Annotated in this window: 23 protein-coding genes; 13 read left to right on the top strand and 10 right to left on the bottom strand. The window is 60.8% G+C overall.

The annotated features are described in order from the left end of the window. Positions 1–367: 367 nt before the first annotated feature. From GC425_RS04910 to ribB, 3 genes are read right to left on the bottom strand one after another with little or no spacing between them, the layout of a single operon-like run. Entirely contained in the window at positions 368–2,467 is a 2,100-nt protein-coding gene (locus tag GC425_RS04910; protein ID WP_151843642.1) for an MMPL family transporter, read from the bottom strand. 3 nt (positions 2,468–2,470) lie between these two features. Continuing rightward, on the bottom strand, positions 2,471–3,715 hold the full coding sequence (locus GC425_RS04905) for a 1-acyl-sn-glycerol-3-phosphate acyltransferase (protein ID WP_151843643.1): 1,245 nt from the start codon (positions 3,713–3,715) through the stop codon (positions 2,471–2,473). 2 nt (positions 3,716–3,717) lie between these two features. Next, complete coding sequence (gene ribB, locus GC425_RS04900; RefSeq protein WP_151843644.1) at positions 3,718–4,476, bottom strand: 3,4-dihydroxy-2-butanone-4-phosphate synthase; 759 nt, start codon at positions 4,474–4,476, stop codon at positions 3,718–3,720. 190 nt (positions 4,477–4,666) lie between these two features. Between ribB and GC425_RS04895 the strand changes: the two genes are divergently transcribed. Then, positions 4,667–5,077 carry an SRPBCC family protein gene (locus GC425_RS04895; protein WP_187767900.1) on the top strand — a complete coding sequence of 137 codons (411 nt, stop codon included), beginning with the start codon at positions 4,667–4,669 and terminating at the stop codon, positions 5,075–5,077. A 15-nt stretch (positions 5,078–5,092) separates the two neighbouring features. Then, a complete protein-coding gene (locus GC425_RS04890; protein ID WP_151842266.1) occupies positions 5,093–5,590 on the top strand; it encodes a MarR family winged helix-turn-helix transcriptional regulator in 498 nt (165 codons plus the stop codon). Here GC425_RS04890 and GC425_RS04885 read toward each other — a convergent pair. Further along, positions 5,587–6,885, bottom strand: coding sequence for an MFS transporter (locus GC425_RS04885; protein ID WP_151843645.1), 1,299 nt, complete (start codon positions 6,883–6,885; stop codon positions 5,587–5,589). The two genes, GC425_RS04890 and GC425_RS04885, sit on opposite strands and share 4 nt — an antisense overlap. 229 nt (positions 6,886–7,114) lie before the next feature. Between GC425_RS04885 and GC425_RS04880 the strand changes: the two genes are divergently transcribed. The 9 genes from GC425_RS04880 (at position 7,115) to GC425_RS04840 (ending at position 17,670) form a co-directional block, all read left to right on the top strand. Further along, complete coding sequence (locus tag GC425_RS04880; protein WP_151842264.1) at positions 7,115–8,131, top strand: siderophore ABC transporter substrate-binding protein; 1,017 nt, start codon at positions 7,115–7,117, stop codon at positions 8,129–8,131. A 59-nt stretch (positions 8,132–8,190) separates the two neighbouring features. After that, positions 8,191–9,162 (top strand): ABC transporter permease, encoded by a 972-nt coding sequence (locus tag GC425_RS04875; RefSeq protein WP_151842263.1) that lies wholly within the window; start codon positions 8,191–8,193, stop codon positions 9,160–9,162. Positions 9,163–9,164: 2 nt separating this feature from the next. After that, on the top strand, positions 9,165–10,304 hold the full coding sequence (locus GC425_RS04870; protein WP_151843646.1) for an iron chelate uptake ABC transporter family permease subunit: 1,140 nt from the start codon (positions 9,165–9,167) through the stop codon (positions 10,302–10,304). Next, complete coding sequence (locus GC425_RS04865; RefSeq protein WP_151842261.1) at positions 10,301–11,056, top strand: ABC transporter ATP-binding protein; 756 nt, start codon at positions 10,301–10,303, stop codon at positions 11,054–11,056. Before GC425_RS04870 ends, GC425_RS04865 begins: the two co-directional genes overlap by 4 nt. Before the next feature lie 79 nt (positions 11,057–11,135). After that, positions 11,136–11,939, top strand: coding sequence for a dTDP-4-dehydrorhamnose 3,5-epimerase family protein (locus GC425_RS04860; protein ID WP_151843647.1), 804 nt, complete (start codon positions 11,136–11,138; stop codon positions 11,937–11,939). Between the two features lie 4 nt (positions 11,940–11,943). Beyond that, complete coding sequence (gene rfbA, locus GC425_RS04855; RefSeq protein WP_151843648.1) at positions 11,944–12,819, top strand: glucose-1-phosphate thymidylyltransferase RfbA; 876 nt, start codon at positions 11,944–11,946, stop codon at positions 12,817–12,819. A gap of 170 nt (positions 12,820–12,989) precedes the next feature. Beyond that, on the top strand, positions 12,990–14,039 hold the full coding sequence (locus GC425_RS04850) for a phosphotransferase family protein (protein ID WP_151843649.1): 1,050 nt from the start codon (positions 12,990–12,992) through the stop codon (positions 14,037–14,039). A gap of 507 nt (positions 14,040–14,546) precedes the next feature. Continuing rightward, a complete protein-coding gene (locus tag GC425_RS04845; RefSeq protein WP_151843650.1) occupies positions 14,547–15,401 on the top strand; it encodes an SDR family NAD(P)-dependent oxidoreductase in 855 nt (284 codons plus the stop codon). A gap of 1,198 nt (positions 15,402–16,599) precedes the next feature. Continuing rightward, entirely contained in the window at positions 16,600–17,670 is a 1,071-nt protein-coding gene (locus GC425_RS04840; RefSeq protein ID WP_151843651.1) for an HNH endonuclease signature motif containing protein, read from the top strand. Positions 17,671–18,638: 968 nt separating this feature from the next. Here the strand turns inward: GC425_RS04840 and GC425_RS04835 are convergent. After that, a complete protein-coding gene (locus tag GC425_RS04835; RefSeq protein ID WP_192930397.1) occupies positions 18,639–19,124 on the bottom strand; it encodes a hypothetical protein in 486 nt (161 codons plus the stop codon). 48 nt (positions 19,125–19,172) lie between these two features. On the opposite strand from GC425_RS04835, the gene GC425_RS04830 reads away from it, so the two are divergent. Continuing rightward, complete coding sequence (locus GC425_RS04830; protein WP_308240240.1) at positions 19,173–19,484, top strand: DUF4229 domain-containing protein; 312 nt, start codon at positions 19,173–19,175, stop codon at positions 19,482–19,484. On the opposite strand, the gene GC425_RS04825 is transcribed toward GC425_RS04830, so the two are convergent. Continuing rightward, a complete protein-coding gene (locus GC425_RS04825; RefSeq protein ID WP_151843652.1) occupies positions 19,476–20,372 on the bottom strand; it encodes a 1,4-dihydroxy-2-naphthoate polyprenyltransferase in 897 nt (298 codons plus the stop codon). The genes GC425_RS04830 and GC425_RS04825 overlap by 9 nt on opposite strands. Here GC425_RS04825 and GC425_RS04820 point away from each other — a divergent pair. Next, the gene (locus GC425_RS04820) at positions 20,371–20,496 is read left to right on the top strand and encodes a hypothetical protein (protein WP_257822254.1); all 126 of its coding nucleotides are present in this window, start codon (positions 20,371–20,373) and stop codon (positions 20,494–20,496) included. The genes GC425_RS04825 and GC425_RS04820 overlap by 2 nt on opposite strands. Positions 20,497–20,638: 142 nt before the next feature. Here GC425_RS04820 and GC425_RS04815 read toward each other — a convergent pair whose 3' ends face one another. The 4 genes from GC425_RS04815 to GC425_RS04800 all read right to left on the bottom strand — a co-directional run bounded on the left by GC425_RS04815 (position 20,639) and on the right by GC425_RS04800 (position 24,569). Further along, complete coding sequence (locus GC425_RS04815; RefSeq protein ID WP_151843653.1) at positions 20,639–21,916, bottom strand: AMP-binding protein; 1,278 nt, start codon at positions 21,914–21,916, stop codon at positions 20,639–20,641. A gap of 4 nt (positions 21,917–21,920) precedes the next feature. Then, positions 21,921–22,373, bottom strand: coding sequence for a hypothetical protein (locus tag GC425_RS04810; RefSeq protein ID WP_151843360.1), 453 nt, complete (start codon positions 22,371–22,373; stop codon positions 21,921–21,923). A gap of 332 nt (positions 22,374–22,705) precedes the next feature. Then, positions 22,706–23,479 carry a DoxX family protein gene (locus tag GC425_RS04805; protein ID WP_192930340.1) on the bottom strand — a complete coding sequence of 258 codons (774 nt, stop codon included), beginning with the start codon at positions 23,477–23,479 and terminating at the stop codon, positions 22,706–22,708. Between the two features lie 145 nt (positions 23,480–23,624). Beyond that, positions 23,625–24,569, bottom strand: coding sequence for a 1,4-dihydroxy-2-naphthoyl-CoA synthase (locus tag GC425_RS04800; protein WP_151842251.1), 945 nt, complete (start codon positions 24,567–24,569; stop codon positions 23,625–23,627). Between the last annotated feature and the right edge of the window lie 9 nt (positions 24,570–24,578).

Genomic DNA, 24,578 nt, shown 5'->3' with positions numbered 1-24,578 from the left:
ACGCTCGCTGTTGTGCGTTCAATGACTGAAGCGATATGACTGAAGCCGACCTTTATGGAGGTGTTGTCGGTGACAAACTCACAGGTGCTTCTGCCGCATACTTCGACGAAACGTTTGTTTTTAACCGCGGTAGCGTTGATCATCATAGGATGTGCTAACGCGCTATTCTTTACGTGGTTGGGAGATAGCAGCCAGTTGGATTTATATAACCCTATCTCCATCGCAGCTTTTATCTCAGCACTCTTCTTGTTTGCTGTTGCGATGAAGCGGATTCGGGACAAGTAGCCACGAGCTTTCCGGCTAGCGCTTATCGCGTATAGCGCCACCAGGTACACGCCGACGGGCAGCGTGCCCCGAGGCGCTGTAACTACATAGTTTTCGTGCTAGTGCGGCCCCAGGCTTTGGGGCCCATGAGTGCTAGCGCTGACGGCAGTAGCATGGGGCGGACAATAAGCGCATCCAAAGCCACGGCCATAGCTAACCCCAATCCGAGTTCTCGCACAATACTGATTTCGGCGACCATGAAGGATAGGAATACCCCGATCATGATGATCGCTGCGGAGATCACAAGCCCTGATGTTTTTGTTACGCCCAACGCTATGGCGCGCGTATGGTCAGCGCCGTTGCTAAACTCTTCCTTCATTCGTGACGCCATGAGCACCATGTAGTCCATGGAGAGTCCGAAGACAATGGCGAAAATGACAATGGGAGTGACGGAGTTGATCGACTCTCCGGTGAACAACCTCCACAGCAGTGACAATAATCCCATGGCCGCGGAAACCACTAAACCATTAAGAACGACAGCGAGAATGGGCAGAAGCAATGATCGGAATGCCCACCCGAGCAGAACTAGTGAAATGAGTAGGACTGCTCCGATGATCCATGGAATGGATTGTTCTACAAGGCGGTCAAAATCGCTGCCTTGCGCGGTCGCTCCAGAAATATAGACTCCAGCTTGGTCTTGTGTGAGCTTGCGGATCTCTTCAATCATGGAATGAGCCTCAGCCGAGTCAGGTAGCCCGGTGGACGTGAGCATGACTCGGGCATAATTCATACCATTGCTGGATCCCGTCAACGGATACGGTGACTCCAGCTCTGTACTGGTGCCAGGAGCGAAGACGTGATCGACGGTGGCAAGCGGCTCTAGCCGTTCCGCCAACGCCATGGCGCGCTGCTGAACATCCTTGATCGATTCACTTTCTGCTCCTTCGAATGTGATACTCGTGGGAAAGAGCTCATGAGCATTGAGTTCGGTCTGGATCGTCTCAATGCCTGCCCGTGAATCCTTCCCTTCGGGAAGAATTGACGCGCTGGCAACTGGGACCTGCAAAGTGATGCTGGCCAGGGGGCTGGCGAAGAGCGCAAGAGGGATCGTGATTGAGAGAGCGACGAGTGCGGGTTTCGCTAGCGCAAGCCGGAGGGTAGGGGAGAGCTGTGCTTTCGTGGTGATCGATGCTCTGTGGAATCCGGGAAGCTTGCCGAAGAACAGTCTGTCACCCGCCAAGCTTATGAGTGCAGGCACGAGTGTGGCGAGAGCTAGCAGAGCAATAGCAGTGACAATGATTCCTGCCCAGGCGATGGACGAAAAGACCATGTTACGTGCGATAAACAGAGCACACAGCGCGGCGATGACAGACAGGCCGCCAAAGCGAATGGCATGTCCAGCGGTTCTTGTTGCTGCTGTCAACGCTTCTGCTGTGGATAGCCCCTCGAGGAGATTCTCCCGATAGCGAGCGATGAGGAATAGGCAATAATCCACGGAGACTGCGAGGCCAATGAGAGATGCGCCAGTGATATACATGTTGGACACATCCATAAAGCGTGACAGCAGTGTTCCCGCACCTTGTGTTCCCATAAGGCACACACCCGCGATGATGAGGGTAAGGATTGTTGGGCCGATGGCTCGGTAGATGACGAGTAGCACAAGGATTAACAGCGGAAAAGCGATCATTTCTGCGTGGAGTGCGTCCTGCTGTGATTGGATGTTGAGGTCGTAGTCAAGAGCTGCGGCTCCAGTGACGTGGCTTCCTACTGCTGTGTCAGCAAGCGCTTCGGATACCTTTTCTCGAAGCATTGGCACCATGTTTTGGGTGGTGGTGTTGTCCGCCTTCACTCCAACCTGAACAATGTGGGTGTGCCCAGAGTCTGAGGCCAATTGCGGAGCCTGCCGACCATCTGTCACTGCACCGATATTCGGCAAGGTTTTAACGGACTCCTCCACCTTGTCCACAACCGATGCATCGATCTGCTTATCGGACGTCAGGACAACCGATAGTTCGTTTTCGGGATCGTTGAAAGCGTGGCGATTAGCCTCCTGACCGGCAAATGATTGGCCGTTCTGGTCATTAAATCCGCCAGCTTTCACGACGTCATTGAGCTGTAAAGCGCCAAAGCCTCCTAGCGCGCAGAGCACAATCCATGCTGCGACCACTAATGTAGCGTGACGTTGAACGAAAGAAGCAATCATGGCTTATAGCTCTCCCTCATGCGTGCTTGTGAGCGCGGCGATGGCGTTCTTAATTTTCCTTTTTCGGGCTGATCCCCGAGGATCTGTCTCCGCAATGCTTGATGCTGCGTGTTGATACGCTTGGAGTGCAGCCGGGGTATTCCCCGAGATGGCTAAGGATTCAGCTAAACCAACGTATGCCTGGGAGGCCACATTGCCTTCGCGTTCAGTAGCGCGCTGAAAGTGAATTCGAGCTCGTTCCGCACCTCCTCCAAACCATTGAGGGAGCATGAGAGCACTACGCCCAGCTAGATACGCTGCAAAGTCATTAGAAGAATGTAGATCGGACAATTTTGATGCTTTACGATGCACCAAAGCCGTGCGGATGAAGGCTCCCGTTGCGGTGGGAGCATTCATTGCTCGGAATCCATCAAGTCGAGCTTGCTGCACTCGAAGGTCGAGGCGCCGTTGAGACGTTTTATCGGCGATCTTCAGGAGCAGCTCAACTCGGTGGATTATCTCGGCAGATAGTGTGCCCTCGGGAGTAAGGTTCTCACTTACAATCTGCTGCGCTAGCTCCACGATTGTCTCGAGAGCATGGCCACAGTCGCTCGGAGTGGCATGGCGTGCACGATCCTTTAGTGTACCTATTGCGTCATAGGCATCATCGCGCATACTTCGGGCAATCGATCGTGTATCTCCACTGCTGGCCCTTTCCAAGGGTTTACCAATCGCTACCGAGAGAAGGTGACGACGAGGCAGACGTGCTCCTTTGGGAAGTACTTCGGCTAAGCCTGTCAGTCCAATCGGCACCACCGGGACTTTGTTTTCCAGTGCGATGCGGAAGGCGCCGGTTTTAAAGGGAAGTAAACCCTTTCCTGTATTTCTGGTTCCTTCCGGGTAGAGAACCAAAGCGTCGTCGCGGAGGAGTGCTTCATGGGCTCGTTGGAACACCTCCTTTCCGGGAGCGTTGCGGTTTACTGGGTAGCAGTCCATTGATTCGTGCCAGACCCTGGAGAGAAAGCTTTCAAAGGCTTCAGATTTGGTAGGAAAAGATACCCGTCCGGCACGGACACTCTCACTGAGCGTTTTAGTGACGAAGTGGTCCATGTAAGAAGCGTGATTAGCTACAAGGATTACAGGTCCGGTGCGGGGAATGTTTTCCAGGCCCTCGACATAGGCCAGATGGCGTAACACCAATTCGTGGATGGCAGGAGTGGAAGCTTTTCGCGTGAGCTGACCAGTTTTTGTGTTGTTGTAGTTGACCACGTTTAAGCCTCCTTCGCAGACACGGGGAGGCCTGCCAATGCCGAGCCGTCTGGCCGTTGCGTGATGTCTACTCCGGCTTCCACTTGGGCCTGGCGATATGTACGCAAACGTTCAATGGTTGACAGAGATATGTTGTGTTTGCCGCACCAGTCCACCAGTTCAGGAAGGCGAAGCATTTCGCCGTCATCGCCAATAATCTCGATGATGGCAGCTACTGGTGAAAAACCGGCCATAGCGGCGAGATCACTTCCAGCTTCGGTGTGCCCGATTCGAGCTAAAACACCGCCATGGCGTGCAATGAGTGGGAAAACGTGGCCTGGGCGGTGAAAACTCGATGCGGTTTCGCCTGAAGCGAGTAGGCTAATGGTCGTTGCCCGATCGGCAGCGGAGATGCCTGTAGTGACGCCAAAGTCAGCGGTGGCATCACAAGAGACAGTAAAAGCTGTGCCGAAGTCGTCTTCGTTGCTGTGAACCATAGGGGCGAAGTTCAGCTGCGCGGCGTGTTCAGCCGTCATTGGCGCACACAGTAGTCCTTTGCCGTGAGTGATCATGAAATTAACCGACTCAGGAGTCATGGCTTCTGCAGCCATGATGAGATCGCCTTCATTTTCGCGATCTTCGTCATCAACAAGAACGACCATTTTTCCTGCGGCGATGTCCGCCACAATGTCCTCGATGGGTGAGAGTAGAGTTTCTGCATTCCGACGCGCATCGGTTTTGAGGTGCTCAGCCTGTGGGGTGTTAGCCAAGGCAGAAGGCATGAGTAATCCTTTCATCTATTTACATGACACAACATGGATGAAGTGTCATGTAAATAGATACAGTATGGACAGTGGGGCGTGAAGGGGTGTAGGGCAACCTCCCCCTAAGTGGGTGGATTGACGGTGGTAACAAGGCTGAAAACCTGCCATTAGTACCCATGCTTATCCTGGTGAAGCTATAGTAAGTGTTGTGTCATTTAAATCTGTACATACCGCAGTGCAGGCAATTGATCACGATCCAGCGTTGATCGAGCGTGTGTTGCACGATGCTGAGAACTTTCCCGAGTGGAACCCCGCCATGAGTCATGTCGAACCGCTAGATAAGGAGGGCGAATATGCCGTCACCGTGCATGGTGTCTTACGAGGGACAATGACTCAGGTGCCGACAGATGCACGTGCCATCAAGTACCGCATCGTTATCCCTGGTCTGGTCGAAGAATCCACCTTCGCCATTGATCCACAAGGTAGGGGCGCGGAGGTTACCCATACGGTTGCGCAGAAAGGGATCCTCGCAAGAGTCATTGGTGATCAGGAATCTTCTCGAGTTCCGCACAAGCGTCTCGCTCGTTTAGCGCATACCCTCGATACTGTCCTGACATGAAAGAAGGCACGCGTTATGGCCCGTAGCATTGCTGAGTATCCAGAGGAGTTTCGATACCTCATTTTGGCTCTCCAGAGGCAAGGTAATCGCCAATTGAATAACCTCTTTGGGAAGCTTGACCTGACGACGTCGCAGGCAGAGGCGATAGAAATTGTCGGGATGCATGGACCTCTGAGTACGCGTGAGGTGGGCAGCCACCTGATCTGTGAGTCCGGAAGTCCGAGCCGTCTCCTTGCCACCTTGGCCGCCAAGGGGCTCACTATAAGTTCGCAATCCACTGTGGATAAAAGAGCAACGCTTCATGCCCTGACCCCCAAAGGGCGAGATCTCCTTATTCGAATTAAGGATCTCAAAAGTGCATTCCACAATGAGTTAAGGGGCGCACTTCAGACAATGTCTGAAGCACACCCCTCAGATGTACTCTCTCAGCTTGCTCACTTGCTGACGGATCGTGAGCTTACTGCTGCGATGAAGAAGCGCTATCCCCACATCTTCACAGATTTGGAGCGTTAGAGCGTGCGCTTGTGCAGGTCGCGCGGAGTGAACCACAGGGCGATAAGTGCAATCGCGTACAGCACCACCAGGTACACGCCGATGGACAGCGTGCTGCCCGTGCGGCCCAGAAGCATCTGAGCGATCATCGGCGCGAAAGCGCCACCCAGGATAGCGCCGATGGCGTAGGAAATGGACACGCCAGAGTAGCGGATCTCACGCGGGAACAGCTCCGCGTACAGCGCGGACTGAGGGCCGTAGCTCAGTGCCAGGCCCGGCGTGAGGATCAGGAGGGCAGTGGCAAACAGCCAGATGTTCGCCGCATCGACCAGCAGCCAGGCAGGGAAAATGGCGGCGACCAGCAGGATATAGCCGATGGTGAATGTCTGCGTGCGGCCAATGCGGTCAGACAGGGAACCACTCAGGAGGGTGAAGACCGTCCATGCGATTGCGGCAACAATCACTGCGCAGAACACCTGAGCCTGATCCATTTCCAGCTTCTTCGTGGCGTAGGAGCCCATGAACGTCATCAGGATGTAGCCCGTTGCATTGTTTGCAGCGAAGATCAGAGCAGCCTTCAGAGTCAGTGGGAAGTGGTTCTTCAACAGCACGGCAACGGGAGCAGATGCCTCCGCGGCGCGTTCGCGAACCTCCTCAAAGACGGGAGACTCTGCCACACGGGAACGAACAATGGCGCCCACAAAGATCAGCACGATGGAGAACAGGAAAGGCACGCGCCATGCCCACTCCTTGTATGCGTCAATGCCCACTACCAGCGTCATGAACAGCAGGACGGCGGTAGCCAAGGACAGGCCCAGGGGAACGCCGATCTGCGGGTAGGTTCCAAAGCGTCCGCGCTTGTTCGCGGGAGCGTGCTCCACAGCCAGAAGGGCCGCGCCGCCCCACTCGCCACCGGCGGAAAAGCCCTGGATAACACGCAAAACCACCAGCAGGATCGGTGCTGCCACGCCGATGGATTCATAGGTAGGGAGCAGACCGATGAGGAACGTTGCCGCACCCATCAGAATGAGCGTGGCGGCCAGCATGACCTTGCGGCCCAGGCGGTCGCCCAAGTGGCCGGCGATGACGGCGCCCAAAGGGCGGAAGAGGAAGCTGATGCCCAAGGAAGCCCAGGACAGGATCTGGGCTAGGGTGGCGTTGTCGCTGCCGGCAGGCGTGAAGAACTGGCTCGCGAATACCAGACCTGCAGCTTGAGCGTAAATGAAAAAGTCATACCACTCGATGGTGGTTCCAACCAGGGTGGCGCCAAGAACGCGGCGTTCTTCCTGTCGATTCACGTGTGTATCTGTGGACATGCTGAACAAAGATAGCAGCAAAAATAAGAGAATTATATTTTTTCTTAGGCTCCGTAGCAGCTCTTCATCCCCCAGGAAAACACCCCCGCCATATTTCGACACAGTCATGTTGCTATAAGTGTTAAGTAACATAGGCAAGCCTATGCAGCTTTGGGTAAGTGTGCCCTTAGCCTGGGCGATTGTCGACTTGACAATCACTCAGACTATCGACTCAAAGGAGAACCACACCATGACCAACCTACGAACCCGCACCCGAGTAAAGCTCGTCGCCACCCTGGCAATGGCCGGCCTCACCCTCGCCGCCTGCGGAAGCAACGACAGCGGAAACAACACCTCGCAGTCCGCATCTGACAACGACAAAGCAACCACCATCACCGTCCAGGACAACTCTGGCGACGTGACCGTTCCACACCCACCCAAGGCAGTAGCCTCCACCGACAACCGCACCTTCGAGGTCCTGGAGAAGTGGGGCGTGGATCTGGTAGCCGCTCCTAAGCGCCTTGTTCCAAACACCATCCCTGGCTACAAGAACAACGACAAGATCACCGACCTCGGAACTCACCGCGAGCCGGACCTCGAGGCACTTGTTGCATCTCAGCCGGACCTGATCATCGCCGGACAGCGCTTCACCCAGCACGAGGATGAAATCAAGAAGCTCAACCCGGACACCCCTGTGATCGACTTCGAGCCACGTGAAGGCGAGAACATGGCTGACGAGCTCAAGCGCCAGGTCACCGAGCTGGGCAAGATCTTCGACAAGGAAGAGGACGCCCAGAAGCTCGTCGATGACTTCGACGCCGCCCTCAAGCGCGCCAAGGATGCCTACGACGGCAAGAGCACCGTCGAGGCAGTCAACGTCTCCGGTGGCGAGATCGGCTACATCGCCCCAACCGTGGGTCGTTTCTACGGACCGGTCTTCGACTGGGTAGGCCTGAAGCCAGCCCTGAAGATCGAGGGTGCTACCAACAACCACGAGGGTGATGACGTCTCCGTGGAGACCCTGGCACAGGCTAACCCTGACTTCATCATCGTCATGGACCGCGATGGCGCTATCAAGTCCAAGGAAGACGGCTACAAGCCAGCCGAGGAGATCCTGAAGGGCAACGAGGCTCTGAAGAATGTGAAGGCCATGAAGGAGGGACACGTGTACGTTGCTCCTCAGGACACCTACACCAACGAGTCCATCATCACCTACACCGAGGTGCTGAACGCTCTGGCCGACCAGTTCGAGGCCGCTAAGAAGTAGCCGACGCACGGCGCCCCACGTCGCCTGACAACATAAGAAAACATAAGAAAGTGACAGAGATGTCCACCTCACTGGACCGCTCCGCCCGCCCGCGGCTTTTCACCTGGAAGTTCGCCATCGCAGCGCTGATCGTAGCAGCGCTGCTGGTCGCGAGCCTTTTCACCGGCCAATACGACATCTTCAATCAAGAAGACGGGGCCGAAATGTTCGCCATCACGCGCGTGCCTCGCACGCTGGCACTGATCCTTGCCGGCGCCGCCATGGCCATGTGCGGATTGGTGATGCAAATGCTGACCCAAAACCGCTTCGTGTCACCCAGCACCACCGGAGTCACCGAGTGGGCTGGGCTTGGCCTGCTGGTTGTGATGATTATCGCACCCGCAGCTCCCATCCTCACGAAGATGGTGTCCGCCTGCATCTTCTCCTTCATTGGAGCGATGGTGTTCTTCCTCTTCATGCGGCGCGTATCCCTACGCTCGTCGCTGGTGGTGCCCATCATCGGCATCATGCTCGGCGCCGTGGTCGGTGCTGTCTCCACCTTCCTGGCCCTGCAGTTTGATCTGCTGCAGTCCCTGGGAATCTGGTTCGCCGGAAGCTTCACCTCTGTGTACAAGGGGCAGTACGAGGTGCTGTGGATCGTCCTGATCGTCGGCATCATCGTGTTTCTTTTCGCCGACCGTCTCACTGTCGTGGGACTCGGCGAAGACATCGCCACCTCCGTGGGCCTGAACTACCAGCGCATGCTGCTCATCGGAACGGCTCTCGTGGCACTCGCCACCGGAGTGGTGACCGTGGTGGTGGGCAACCTTCCCTTCCTGGGGCTGATCGTCCCGAACCTCGTCTCCATGATCCGTGGCGACGACTTGCGCAGTAACCTCCCCTGGGTCTGCCTCGTGGGAATCGCCGTGGTCGCGGTGTGTGACCTGCTGGCGCGCACGCTCATCGCGCCCTTCGAGATTCCTGTCTCCCTGATTCTCGGCATGGTCGGCGCGACTGTGTTCGTGGTCATGATCGCAAGGAATAGGGGATAGCCATGACCGAAGCCAACACACCACGCACTTCCCACGGCACGCCACAAGACACGTCTCAGTCCAAGCCCCACGGCGCGACTCAGGACAAGCCCCACGGCACGCCTCAATCCAAGCCTCAAACCAAGAAGACACCAACCCGGAAGCACAGCGCCGGCGCGTTCGCCACCCCGCACGACTCCCGCAAATACTGGCTCGTCCTCACCATTCTTATCGCGGTCGGCGCACTGTGCGCCTTCGGCCTGCTGGCCTACAAAAACCCCATGCCCGTCGGCACGCCACAATTCTGGCTGCTGGCGGAACGCCGCATGCATGCGGTGATCGCCATGGCCGTGGTGGCCATCTGCCAGGGCATGGCCACCGTCGCTTTCCAAACCGTGACCAACAACCGGATCATCACCCCATCCATCATGGGTTTTGAATCGCTCTACGCGGCCATCCACACCACCACCGTCTTCCTCGGCGGAGTGGCGGGACTCGCCGCTGCCCGCAGCCTGCCCATGTTCCTCCTCCAGATCATCCTGATGGTCGGCATGGCCGTGCTGCTCTACGGCTGGCTCCTTACCGGCCGGAAGGCGGACATGCACGCCACCCTGCTGGTTGGCGTGGTTATCGGCGCCGGGCTCGGATCCGTCTCCAGCTTCATGCAACGCCTCCTCACCCCGTCCGAATTCGACGTGCTCACCGCACGCCTCTTCGGCTCCGTCAACAACTCCAAACCCGAGTACTACCCCGTCGCCATCCCGATGCTCATCGGCGCGGCAGTGCTGCTGTACCTCGCGTCCCGCAAGCTCAACGTCATGAGCCTCGGCCGCGACGTCACCACCAACCTCGGCCTCAACCACAAGGCCCTCAACATCTACATCCTGGTGCTGGTCACCATCCTCATGGCCGTGTCCACCGCACTGGTTGGCCCCATGACCTTCCTCGGTTTCCTGGTCGCCACCCTCACCTACCAATTCGCCAACACCTACGACCACCGCTTCCTCTTCCCCATGGCAGCCCTCATGGCCTTCGCCGTGCTCACCTGCGCCTACTTCGTGATGAACCACATCTTCTACGCTCAAGGAGCCGTGTCCATCATCATCGAACTGGTCGGTGGCCTTGTATTCCTCACCGTTCTACTACGAAAGGGACGCCTGTGATTACCCTCAACAACGTCAAAAAGGACTACAACGACGAAGTACGCATCGGTCCGGCAAACCTTGAGATCCCAGCCGGCGGCATCACCGCCCTCGTGGGGCCCAACGGCGCCGGAAAATCCACGCTGCTGACCATGGTCGGCCGACTGCTGGACATTGACGAAGGCACCATCGAAGTCGCCGGATACGACGTCTCCAGCACCAAGTCCAAAGACCTCGCAAAAATCCTGTCGATCCTGCGCCAGGAGAACCACTTCATCACCAAGCTCACGGTCCGTCAGCTCGTTGGCTTCGGCCGCTTCCCCTACTCCCATGGGCGACTGACGAAAAAAGATGAAGAGATCATCTCCACCTACATCGACTTCTTCGGACTCCGCGAGCTTGAAAACCGATTCCTCGACCAGCTCTCCGGCGGCCAGCGCCAACGCGCTTACGTGGCCATGGTGTTGTGCCAAGAAACGGACTACGTGCTGCTGGACGAGCCGCTGAACAACCTGGACATCGCGCACTCCGTGCAGATGATGCAGCACCTTCAGCGCGCCGCCGCTGAGTTCGGCCGCACCATCATCGTGGTGCTGCACGACATCAACTTCGCCTCCAAGTACGCAGACAACATCTGTGCCGTCAAAGACGGACAGATCTGCGCCTTCGGCCCCGCGGAGGAGATCATGCACGCCGAGACCCTGTCCGAGATTTTCAACACTCCCGTGCAGATCGTGGACGGCCCCGACGGTCCGTTGGCGTGCTACTTCTAACTGAGCTACTCCCAGCAGCGCTCTTTCTCACAGCGGTATTTCTCACAACCCGGCACCCCGCGCCGCTAAAGTGGTGGGCATGACTCACGCCGACGGACAGCCCACCACCAGCACCAGCACCAGCGCCAGCGCCAGCAACACCGCCACCCGCACCGGCAGCGCCACCACCACCAACACCACCAGCACTTCGCTGGACGTGAGCGCCCTCCTCGACCGCATAAACACCGACAACACCCTCCCCGGCAGCATCGTCGACCTCCCCATCCCTGGCGCTTGGGTGTACGTCCCCCGCACCTTCAGCGACGACCGCGGCAGCTTCCACGAATGGTTCCGCGGCGACCAATTCATGGAACGCCTCGGCTACCCATTCACCATCGCCCAAGCAAACCTCTCCCGCTCCACCCGCAACGTGATCCGCGGCATCCACCTCGCTGACGTTCCCCCAGGCCAAGCGAAACTCGTCACGTGCGTCGCCGGCTCCATCACCGACGTTCTCGTGGACCTGCGCACCGGGTCGCCCACCTTCGGCAAGCACGTCTCCCTGCCTATATCCGACGCCCAGCCTCTCATCGTCCACATCCCCCTCGGAGTAGGCCACGCATTCCACGCCGTCTCCGAGACCGCCGTGGTCAACTACCTCGTCACAGAAGCCTACAATCCAGAGGCCGAATGGGAGATACACCCTTTCGACGGCGCGCTGGGCGTCGCATGGGACATCGACGAAGACACAGCCATCCTGTCCCCGAAAGACCAGGCCGCGCCGCACCTCGCGGACGTCACAGACCGTCTGCCTAACTACCGCGAAGTCCGCGGATGGGAGCAAGAACTCCAACGCGGATGGGAACTCGCCATGGACGAATCAGACGCATGGGCCGGGGAGTAACGCAATGAAAGGCATTATCCTCGCCGGGGGAACCGGCTCGCGGCTGTGGCCGATCACGCACGCTGTGTCCAAGCAGCTCGTGCCGGTGTACGACAAGCCCATGATCTACTACCCGCTCACCACACTCATGCTGGCGGGCATCCGGGAGATCCTCATCATCACCACGGTGGCTGACGCGCCGCAGTTCCGTGCGCTGCTGGGAGACGGCTCGCAATTCGGAGTGCAGCTCAGCTACGCGGTCCAGGATGCGCCGAACGGGCTGGCCGAGGCGTTCATCGTGGGAGAACGATTCATTGGGCAGGACTCCGTGGCGCTGGTTCTGGGAGACAACATCTTCTACGGCTCCGGTCTGGGCACCCAACTGCAGCACTTCAACGAACCCGACGGCGGCGCGATCTTCGCCTACTGGGTGGCCGAGCCGCAGGCTTACGGAGTGGTGGAGTTCGATGAGGACGGCACGGCGCTGTCCCTGGAGGAGAAGCCGGAGAAGCCGAAGTCCCACTTCGCGGTGCCGGGGCTGTACTTTTATGAAAACTCCGTGGTGGACATCGCGAAAAGCCTGCAGCCCAGCGCGCGCGGAGAGCTGGAAATCACCGACGTGAACCGCACGTATCTCGAGCAAGGGCGGCTGCACGTGGAAGTGCTGCCGCGCGGCACTGCGTGGCTGGACACCGGGACAGTGGACGACCTCGCCGCCGCCGGGGATTTCGTGCGCGCCATCGAGAAGCGCCAAGGGCTGAAAGTCAGCTGCCCGGAGGAAGTGGCGTGGAGGAAAGGCTTCATCACGGACGCACAGCTGGAAGCCGCGGGGCAGACGCTGTCCAAGAGCGCGTACGGGCAGTACTTGCTGCAGCTGCTGCAGCGCGGCCAGCGCGCCTGACCCGCTCGGCGCCGCATACTGTGCCCGCACACCGGCGCGGCGCGCCGCCTCGCCGTGCTGCACCGTGATCCTGGCCCACCCAGCGCCGCAACACCACGCCGACATCGGAAGGTGAGGTGGAAAAGCGATAGGCTGGGCGTCGACGATAAAAAAGAAAAGGAACGCCGCACATGGTCGCACTACGCACAGTCCCGGACATGGTCCGCAACACGTGGAGAGATCTCACGTGGGAATCCGAAGAAATCCCCGAACAAGGAATGGACCACGCCGTGGTCATCCTGCGCGGCCTCCGCTCCGCCGAAGGGGAACTGCAGGACATGGTGCCAGACTCCGTGGTGGTCCGCGTCCCGCACCAGGCGGAATACCGCGCGCAAGCCGCGCTGGAGTCCTCCATCATCGCGCAGCTGTTCCGCAACTCCACCGCCCGCGTGCCGGAGACCGTGCGCCAGGCTTACGCCCGCGGAACGTTCGGCACGCCCAACCCGGTGATGCTGAGCTTGCAAACGGAAGTTGCCGGTGAACCGCTCACGGCCGACGTCTGGGCGGGCATGACGGACTCGCAACGCGAGCGCGTTATTGAGCAACTTGGCACGATGTTCGCCCGCATGCACACCATGGACCCGGACTTGCTGCCGCTGGTGAACGTGGAGCCCTGGTGGACCGACGGGGAGGCGACCTCCACGCTGAACATGAACCCGCGGGCCTTGCCTGGAAAGTTCGAGCTCATGAAAACGCGCGTGCCGGAGTTCCTGACCGGCAATATTTCCGAGCAGGAGCTGGCCGCGGTGGAGCAGAACTTCGCGCAGATCGAGGAGCTGCTGGCTCGGCCGAGCCAGCAGCGGTGCCTCACGCACGGCGACCTCCACGACCAACATGTGCTGTGGACCGCCGAGGGCGGGGTGGGTGTGATCGATTTTTCCGACATGACCGTGGGCGATCCTGCTGTGGATTACATGCATCTTGATTTAATCGACGCCCAGCTCCCGTCCCTCGTACTGTCCGCCGCGGAGAAGGCTCATGCTCGACGGCTTCAGGAGCTTCCCGATCAGCTGCAGCACCGGACGGGCGCGCTGCGGGAAAAGCTGTACGAGCTGGACAACATTTTGGAGCGCGCGGCGATCTACAAGCAGTGGGATAACATTTTCCTGCTGATCGATCATTTCCGGACGGGTCGTTCCGAACGGGTCAGTCTCGATCCCGGCGCGGATCACGGTGTCTGATGATGGCCAGCTTCATCTGCCACCCGGTATTGATCATCAGATCGCGCGCGGTTGGCGGCGCGGCTGCCGGTGCTGATGCCGGCGCAGCGTCACCTGGAGCCGGCGCGGCTGACCGCGCTGATGTCGGCGTGTGATCGCGGCGCGGTTGCTGGTGCTGATGGCCGCGCGGCTTCCCCATTTCCCGGATCGAGGGCACTTTGCTGTTAAAACGCTCAAATCACAGCAATGTGCCCTCAAAACAGGACGCGCCCCAAGCACAGCCGGTGTACGGCAGCCTCAGACGGAGTACGGTAGCCCAGGTTTTGGTGCACCTGGGACACTCCTTTCGGAACCAGCGTGGTCGGGTGCGACACGGGCCCTGCTGCGAGAGCGACACCGTGCGCGCGAGCGCCCATTCCACAGCAACTTCGGTTGGGGTGGTGGGGGAGAAGGGGGCGCGGCGGCGTCGGGTTTAGTGGGTTTGATAGTTTCCGCCTAATATTTAGAAAGAACCCAAGGAGAAGCAGCATGAGCATCGTAGAGACAATTAAAGACGCCGCACTCGGCGCACTCGGGCGCGTAGCCGGAGCGCAACGCGGTAAGCATAGCCTGGAGGACGCGTACGAGCCGGACCTCAGTGGTATTCGCGGCCAGGTTGTGCTGATCACGGGCGCCGCGGGGGAGCTCGCTGGGTACGTGGCCGAACGGCTGGCCGCGGCGGGCGCGACGCTTGTGCTTGCGGACTCCGACAACCAGACGTTATCCATGCGCGCCGCGATGATGCTCGGAGCGTTCCCTGGATCGACGCCCGTGACCACCGCAGACAAACTCCGCACCGTGATCCTGGACGTGACCGTACCCGAAGGATGCGCCGACGCCGCCGACTACGCCGTCCGCGAATTCGGACGCCTGGACGTGGTCTGGGCACATGCCGGGATGACGACGCACGGCGCCGTATCCCGGCAGGACCCCGACGAATGGCGGCGCGCGATCGACACGAACCTGGTCGGTGTGTACAACACCGTGCACGGGGCGCTGCCGCATGTGCAGGCGTCCCAGGGGTATGTGGCGATGACGTCCGCGTGGGCCGCAGTGGCGCACGCGCCGGGGCAATCCGCGCAGGCGGCGTCTAAGGCGGGAGTGGAAGCGCTGGCGGATGCTTTGCGTTCGGAGAACGAATCCGTCGGTGTGGGAGTGTTTTACCCGGGTGGGGAGCAGGCGTCCGCAGAGGAGGTGGCACCGTTCGTGGCGGAGGCGTTGGCGCAGAGGAAGGCTCGGCTGGTGTACCCGAAGGCCGGGTGGCCGTTGTACGCGGTGCGCTCTTTGCTGCCGACGCGGATGCTCGCGTTGAACCAGGTGAAGGCTGTCTTGGGTGTGCGCTGACCTGGCAGGCCTGCGAACTGAATAAGATCGCCGCGTTCGGTGAAGGCCGTGCTGGGTGTGCGCTGACCCGGCAGGTTTCTGGAATGCGTGTGCCCAACTCTGCGTGTATTCTCGGCGCGAGTATCCCTCTCGCCTCCACGGATCCCGCGTGCCGCCCTGCCTTCACACCGTGCATCGCGGAGCGCCCAGCACCGCGCGCCGAGCAACACCGCACAGCGCCGCGCGCGGATCAGCACCGCGCAGCGGCGCGGAAGTCGCGTGCCTCGCGTCGATCAGCGCCGTGCTCCGACACGGATCGCCTGTACCGCGTAGCGTGGCCCGCCGGAGACGGTGAGGCGCACGCCCACGTCGACACGACATCGGAGAATTACCTTGAAAATCAGTTGGGGTTACACGACAAAATGTGTGTCCGGAAACGGCAATTTCCTCAGTTTGAGCTGGGCTAATGGTCAAAATATATGCTCAGTGAGGATGTATCGGACTGCTCCACTAGAAATCCTCGGTGTTGCGCCCACCATGTGGTAGACGACGGACTGCCTCCTGTTTTCCATGTCTTTTCTCCATGCCTTATCCTTCACGCCTTATCCTTCACGCCAGTGCATCAACCATGCTGGAACCTATCTTTGCCCCCGGCGGCAGATGCCTCATCATCACCGGCACTGTATATCCTCACTGGCATTGGACACACAGTGTGCCGCATGACCCCAGTTGTCGCATAGCCTCCCCCCGGCACTGGGCTGCCCGTAATCCGCTTGTGCAGCGGCCGAGACAATCCCCACTGCACTGGCTGGGACATTGTCAGCTCTGCCGACGGTAAGCGTGCTGGCACAACCATAGGAGTTTGTTGCGGTTCTTGAGCATTTGCCCAGGACGAAATCTCGAAAAAGCGAAATAATCCTATGGTTGTGCCGCGGCAACTCCCAACACGACCGCGACATGCCGACAGCAGACATGCATTTTGTCGCTTAGCCCAAGTTGGTGCGGGCCTGGAGACAGAGCTTGGTGGAAGCGACGCGAGGTCGTCGTGGAAGCGGCAGGATGCTGGGCACAGTGCAAACTTTTACCGTAAGCCCACCTGCGCCACCCGCGCAAGCGCACTTTTGCCAGCCTGTGGATAACTGCCTGCTGCGCAGGCAGTTATCCACAGATTCCGTCAGCCCCTTTCCACGCCGCCCGACAGAGAACTAGCGTGTGCCTCATGAACATCCTCGAGAACTACATAGCAGCCGTCCGGCAGGGCATCGACCTTGTCGAAGCGGCCGTCGGTGCGTCCGAAGAGGACCTGTGTGCACGAGGACTGAGCCGCACGTCAGCACGAGAGCTCGTCCAGCTCGCGGACGTCTACTTCGGCTCCACCCCCTTCACCCGACGCCAACGCGACGCCATCGCCTCAGCCCGGTTGCTCGAACACGACCTAGCAACCATCCTGACGATTGAAAAGTTCGCCCGCCGCGCGAAGAAAACAGCCCACGCCTGGGCGCTCCGGGAAGAACTGTGCCACACGGACCCTCGCAACATTCCTCGGATCGCGCGCAAACGCCTGCGTGAACTGCAGCCCCGAAAGCCGCTGCAGCAGTCGGTCCGCGTGACGCGGAGGGCGTCCGGGCCGTGGAGCCTCACGCTCACGGGCCCGTCGAGCATCATCGCTGATCTGCAAGGCGTCATCGAGCCAGAAGCTCCGATGCGTTCGGTCGAAGCGCTTCTCCATCGTGGCGCGGGTGCAGCGACGTCGTCGCTGCGCCCGGCCCTCACGCCGCACGTGATCATCACGCTGAATCAGCTGGACCAGCTGCTCCAGCCCGCCGATGGCTCCAACAGGACGCACGCCGAGGACACGCAGGCCGGTGTCGATAATGAAGAAATCTTGCTACGCCTCACCAACGGGGCAACGATGACGGGCGCGGAGTTTGTGCGGCGGAAGCTCACGGATTACGGCTTCGTCACCGTCGTGCACCCGGAGCGCGGTCCGGTGAACTTGTACCGGCTGTCGCGGACGGCCAGTTGGAAGCAGCGGGCTATGCTGTCTGCGGAGAACCAGACGTGCGTGTGGCCGGGGTGCAATCGCCCGGTCGATGAGTGCGAGATGCACCACATCAAGGCCTGGAAAAATGGGGGCTTGACGAATGTGGATAATCTCGCGCCGTTGTGCCCGTATCATAATGGGGTCAACGATGATGATCCTTTTAATCCGACGCCCACCTCTCGACCCCGAGGCCGCGTCGACCGAATAAACGGCACCATGGTCTGGCGGCCCCCGGGGGAGTATTAACCCGAAGCGCGCACCCGGAGCACTTACCCGGTAGTGCAGCCCACAAAACACCGACCCGGAACAGTGTCCCGGGAGCGCTAACCCGGTAGTGCCAACCACAAAACACCGACCGAGAAGGAGAAACTCAGAAAACCCCGCCCGGGAGGACTAATCCAGAGCACCTCGGCCGGTGAAGCGCGAACCCGAAAGCGCGGACTTCGATTCGGAGTGCGCTCCCCAGAGCACTCTCCCTAGCTTTCCGCGGTGTGGTTCCCGCGCGCCGCCATTCTCGCGCGCGCTGTGCGATTCGCGCGCGAGTCCCGTCGCCCGTGGTGAGCCGTTCGTGTGAGTCGTGCGCGCTGCCGGTTTCGTGCGAGGTTTGCGATTCGCGCGCGCAGTTGGGCTTGCACTGCTGTACATCCATCTCCCGTCGCTACTTTCGCGTGTCTTGTCCGGCTTGTCGTCTTCGCAGCTTAAACGACAAAATGTGTGTCCGAAAACAGCGATTTCCGGAGTCTGATCTGGTCTAACGCTCAGAATATATGCTCAAGCTGAGCATATATCGGGCTACTCCACCAGAAATCCCCGGTGTTGCACCGACCACTGGTAGGCGACGAGACTGCTCCCTTTCCCCATGCCCTAACCTCCAAGCCAACGAACCAACCACGCTGGAGTCTGCCTCTGTCCCGGCGGCAGTACGAGTGCTGGCACAACCATAGGACTTTGTTGCGGTTCTTGAGCATTTCCCCAGGACACGATCAGGGAAAAGCGAAATAATCCTATGGTTGTGCCAGGGCTCCTCTCAACACGACCGCGACACGCCGACAGCGGACGCACATTGTGTCTCGTAACCAGGCTTCACTGGGAGTGGCTTCGTCATGTTCGGGGTAGCTTGTCGCGTGGTTCGAGTGTGCCGTTCACGTGGAGCATTTGCGCCAATCGGGAAGGAGCGGATCCGATCCAACGGGCGCTACCCGGCTGGGAGGGGTTTACTTTTCTGGTTCGTTGTTTTCGCTCGCGCCGTCGGCTTTGCGTGGTTCGGCCTGGTCGCGGTTGTGTGGTTCGTTGGCGGTGGTGGGGCGGTTGTTTGGATTGTTCGTGCTGCCCGTTTCGCGCGGGGTGGTTTCGTCGCGCGAGGTGTTCGGCTCCTCGTTGGTGGTTGGCTTGTTGGTCGGCTTGCGCTTCTGCTCATCCAACTCCCGACGCCGCTGCTCCTTAAACCGCTCCTTCTTCAGATTCCAGAGAAAGTCGGGGTCGTCGTCCGGGCCCTTCGGCGCTGCCGGCCTCACATCCTGCCGTCCAAACCCCCGGCCTCCGAAACCTTGGCGCCCAAAACCCCGGCCTCCGACGCCTTGCCGTCCAAAACCCCGGCCTCCAGAACCCCGCCGGCCAAACCGCAGCTGCTCCGGCGCGAAAGCTTGCCACAACAACACAACAGTCACAATCACAAGAACCACAAGAATCAGTCGACCCATGCACCCCATCCTAGCGACGAGCCGCCCCCAAGTTGTAGTGTTATCCACGTGGATAAAGAAAACAAGGCCAAACTATCCGGCGCAGCGTGGCGCGACATTCTCCTCTACGCTTTCCTGCGATTCCTCCTCTTCCTCGCGCTGACGTTCATCATTCACTCCATCGTGATCCTGCTCGGCATGGCCAACACTTTCCCACTGCTCATCAGCGCGCTGCTCGCCCTCATCCTGGCGCTTCCCCTGTCGATGGTGATGTTTAAAAAGCTGCGCCTTCGGGTGACGGAGGCTGTGGCGGAACGAGATGCTGGGCGTCGGGCTCATAAGGAGCAAATGCGGCGCCAACTGGAGCAGCGCCTAAGCTAAAAAGCTCACGGCGAACATAATCAACGCCCACGTCAGCATCCCCCGCCCCGTCAGCGCCAGCACGGGGATCAACCCCCGCCCCTGCACGCCCGCGGTCACCGGCCGCGACGCCCCGTACAGGAACACCGACGCCAGCAGCGCCAGCAGCGCCGGCCAATGGGACACCGCCCCGAGCACCACAGTCAGCACCATCGCGGTGGCGTTCAGCAGGATCCATAGGCGCCGGGTGTTCGTATCGCCGAGTCGGACGGCCAGGGTGATCTTCCCGGCGTCTGCGTCCGTGGGGATGTCGCGGAGGTTGTTGACCAAATTAACCGACGCCGACATGGCCCCCACCGCAACAGCCATTGTCGCGCCCTGCCAGGAGATTGATCCGGCTTGGGTGTATTCCGTTCCCATGACGGCGACGAGACCGAAAAAGATGAATACCGCCACTTCGCCGAGGCCTCGGTAGCCGTAGGGGTTGTTGCCTCCGGTGTAGAACCACGCGGCGAGGATGCACAGCGCGCCGAAGAGGATGAGCCACCAAGCGCTGAGGAGGCTGAGGGCGATGCCGGCGGCGGCTGCGATGCCGAAGGCGGCGAAGGCGGCGTGCTTTACTTTGCGGGGTTGGACGAGGCGTGAGCCGGTGAGTCGGAGGGGGCCGGAGCGGTCTTCGTCGGTGCCGCGGATTCCGTCGGAGTAGTCGTTGGCGTAGTTCACGCCGATGATGAGTGCGAGTGCGACGATGCCTGCGAGGACGGCTCGGGGGGCGTCGCCGGAGCCGTGGATGATGGCGGCTGCGGTGCCGGCGAGTACGGGGGCGATGGCGTTGGCCCAGGTTTGGGGGCGTGCGCCGGTGAGCCATTGCCGCGCTGTCGCGCCGGGATACGTGTTGTTGCTTGGCATGCGTAGAAGTTTACGCGGTGGTGCGTGGGCGCGGCGGCGTGGTGTGTTGTGTGCTGGCGGGCGCCGCGGTGGTGGTATTGGCCGCGCGGCGCGACTGTGGGTGGGCTTGGCGGTGTGGACGTAGTGGGACTGCGGGTGGGGCAGGCGGCGCGGTGGTTCTGCCCGGTGGTGCGACTACGGGTGGGCCCGGCGGTGTGGCGGTGGTGGTGTGCGGTGTGTTGTGTGCGCGCTGCGCGGCGTGGTGGTGATGCGCCAGCCTGGTGACGCTACCACTGCGTGATGGTGTTCATCGTCTGCTTCACAGTCATGCGGTCCACCTTGCCCGGCCCAATGGTGGGCATGTTCTCCAGAGCGATGGCGCGGCTGGGGATGAGGTGCCGGTCCACGCTCCCGCGGAGCGTGGACCGCACCATCTTAGTGATGTCCACGAACGCGCGCCCGCGGGGCGTGTGGAAGACATGCCCGGGGTCGGAGTCCGCGACAGCATCCGGCAGTTCCAGTGCTACGCCGATGGACTCTCCGAACTCGTCACTCTCGAGCCTGACGGCGCAGGCAAGGTGCGCGTCCGGGAAGGCCGTCCACAGAATCTTTTCCACTTCTTCCGGCAGCACTTTGTAGCCGCCGGTGTTGATGGCGCCGTCGGCGCGGCCGAGAAGGGTGAGATCTCCGGTGCTATCGAGTTGGCCCAGGTCAGAGGTGACGAAGGTGTGTTCCGCGGGGAAGGTTCGGCCGAAGGCGGCATTCCGGTAACCAGGGGAAACCATGGGGCCGTTGATGACGACGAGTCCGACTCCGCGGGAGTCGGGCGAGTCGATGCTGAGGGTCACGCCCGGCAGGGGCCGGTGGTTGTAGACGGCGCCCCCGGCGGTTTCGGCGGAGCCGTAGGTGGTGACGATGGGGGCGCCGGCGCGGCGGGCGTCGTCGATGGAGGTTCCGCGTGCCGCCGCGCCGCCGACGAGCACCATAGCGAACGTCGTCAGGCTTTCCAATCCGCCCTCAACAGCCAGGATGCGTTCCAGTTGGGTGGGCACCAGGCTCACGTACAGGTCCTCGTCAGGGTACAGTTCGCGCAGCCGCGCGGCGTCCTGAATGAAGGTCTCACCACTGAAGGAGGTTCCGCTCAACAGATGACGGGACACCACCGGCTCGTGGCCCGCGTGCAGGGAGCGCAGGATCACTTGCAACCCGGCGATGTGGTGCGCGGGCAGCGCAAGCAGCCACGGCCCTGGCTCCGCGCTGAACTCGCTACGGGCGTAGTTTTCGGTCGCGGTAATGGAGGCCAGGATGTTCTCGTGGGTGAGCATCGCCCCCTTGGGGGTGCCAGTCGAGCCGGAAGTGGAGGCAATGAGCATGCCGGCGTCGACTAATTCACCAGCACGCATCAGCGCGGGAATATTCGGTGAGGGGTGCGGGCGGTCGAGGGGAATGAGGGAGCGCGTGCCGTCGAGCAGGTCCTTCATGAGCGGCAGAGCCGTCGGCAGGTCGGCGGCGTTGATGACGTGCGCTTCGAGAGGCACCTGCTGGGGTGCGTGTTCCTGGGTCATGCCTCTAAGAGTGCTGCGTTTCGGCGGTCAATCCAAATTGACGCACGCGGTCGATAGTGGTTTCCAGTTCGAATTCGCTGGGCAGGTGGTCGTAGAGGGCTAGGTACGCTTCGCGAATGTCGGTGGTGGTGGCTGGGGTGGCGCTGGTGTCGATGAGATAGGCGATGATGTCCCGGTAGCTGGGGCTGCGGGTGTCCATGGCGTTGAGGCTCGGGGTGGCGAGGTCTGCGGTGTCCCGGTAGTACTCTGCGAGCAGCGCCATGGTGGCGGGGATACGGGTTCCGTCTGCGAGCTGGATGGTGGCGTTGTTCAGTGTGTTGTTCAGCGCCTTGCATTCGCTGCGTCCGGCGTTCGAGTGATCGTGGTGAGTGCCGCGGCTGATGATGCCTAAGCGTTCGGATGGTGTGACCTGGGTGGTGCAGATGGTACGGATGATGGTTGTGAAGTTGTTGAACACGGCTGACTCTCCTTTCGATTCTCGTTGAGTAGCCGGTTGGGCTGGAGTGTGCGGGGATTCCCCCCGCGTGGTCTGCATGCGAGTGTAGAACACAATGATGGGAAACGTCAAGCATTTTTTATTTCAACGGTTGGAAAATGCCGCGTGAGGTGCGCTTGTATGGTTCGGCTGGGTAGCCCGAGCGTGCAATTAGTGGGTGATTGCGCATATTTTTCGCGCTGCGCCGGGGGTAGCGAAAAAGCCCCGCGAACGGGGCTTTTGTGGTGTAGATCATACTCGCCAGGGGTGGTGCGGTGCGCTGGCGCCGTGCGCGACGAGCGAGTCGCGCGCCGTTACTTCGCGTCCGGCGTGTCGCCGGCGGCTGGGAACACGGTGGTGGCGTCGTTATCCTCTCCGACGCCGCCCTTCACCGCATCGCTCCCCCCATCCGCGGAACGTGCGGTGGTGCCTGCTGGGAATGCCGTGGTGGCTGCGTCCGCGTTGTCAGCGGGGTAGTATGCCGTGGTTGCTGCGTCCGCGTTGTCGGCGGGGTACGCGGCGCCTGCTGCTCCAGCCGTGCTTGCCGTGCTTGCGGTTCCTGCCGTGGCGGTGTCACCTGCAGGGTATGCAGCGCCTGCGGTGGTCGCCGCGCCGGCCGTGCCCGCTGGAGCTTCGGCGGCAGCCTCCGCGTTCTTCTCCGCTTCCTTCTTCTCCTTGCGCTTACGGAACGGCGCGGTCAGGAGATGGTCCAGGGAGATGCGTCCGGCGCCCGCCGCGGACAGAGCCAGGCCAGCAGCGGCAATGACGCCCACCAGCTCCCAGCCGCCATCGGACGCGAAGATGCCGGAGCCGCGGTGCATGAACCAGAACGCGCCAGCCATCTGGATGGCCAGGATTGGGCCGATGAAGCGCACGAGCAGTCCGAGGATCAGCAGAGCGCCGCCGACCATCTCGAAGTAGGTGGCGAACTGAGCGGAGAGCTCAGGATAGGGGACGCCGGCATTTCCGAAGGACTGGCCTGTTCCGGCGATGGTCCAATCGTTGTATTTTTGCCAGCCGTGTGCGAACAGCACCACGCCGAGGATAACGCGGGCGAGCACAAGCGAAATATCTCTCAATGTTGTCATGTCAACAACTGTACATGAATTGCGCCTGCGCAGGCTGGCGCACGTTCACGCTGCCCCAGCGCTTGCTCATACTCACGCCGCGCCCGCGCTGCGAGTCACGCCGGGCGCACACCCCGAACCGCGCCAGCGCGCCGGCGCTCGCGCGCTAGTAGTAATAAGGAAACTCATCCCACCGCGGCGCGCGCTTCTCCAAGAAACTATCCCGCCCTTCCACGGCCTCGTCGGTCATGTACGCCAGGCGCGTCGCCTCACCAGCGAACACTTGCTGGCCCATCAACCCATCGTCGGTCAGGTTGAACGCGAACTTCAGCATCCGCTGCGCAGTCGGCGACTTCGTGTTGATGGCCCGGCCATACTCGATGGCTAGGTCCTCCAGCTCCGCGTGATCGGCGACTTCGTTTACGGCGCCCATGCGGTGCATCGTTTCGGCGTCGTAGCTACGGCCCAGGAAGAAAATCTCACGAGCAAACTTCTGGCCCACCTGTTTGGCGAGGTAGGCGGATCCGTAGCCGGCGTCGAAGGAGCCAACGTCCGCGTCGGTTTGCTTGAAGCGTGCGTGTTCGCGGCTGGCCAGCGTCATGTCGCACACGACGTGCAGCGAGTGACCACCGCCGGCGGCCCACCCGTTGACCACGGCGATGACCACCTTCGGCATCGTGCGGATCAGCCGCTGCACCTCAAGGATGTGCAGGCGCCCGCCCTCCACCTTCGCGCGAGCCTCATCCACGGACGACGCATCCGCGGCAGCCACGTCCGAGTTGTGATCCTGGGCGTACTGGTAGCCCGAACGGCCGCGGATGCGCTGGTCGCCGCCGGAGCAGAACGCCCAGCCGCCGTCCTTCGGGGACGGCCCGTTGCCGGTGAGCAGCACCGTGCCCACGTCCGGGCTGCGGCGCGCGTGGTCGAGCACGCGGTACAGCTCGTCAACGGTGTGCGGGCGGAAGGCGTTGCGCACCTCCGGCCGGTCGAAGGCGATGCGGACGATGCCGTATTCGCGGCCGTCGCCGACGTGGCGGTGGTAGGTGATGTCGGTGAGGTTGTCGAAGCCGTCGACGGGTTTCCAAAGTTCGGGCTTGAATGGGTTTGTCATGGGTTAAGG

The organism is Corynebacterium sp. zg254 (assembly GCF_024701495.1).
Lineage (GTDB): Bacteria > Actinomycetota > Actinomycetes > Mycobacteriales > Mycobacteriaceae > Corynebacterium > Corynebacterium zhongnanshanii.
Note: the sequence above shows the minus strand (reverse complement) of the source record. Positions and strands in the feature narration are given on the sequence as shown.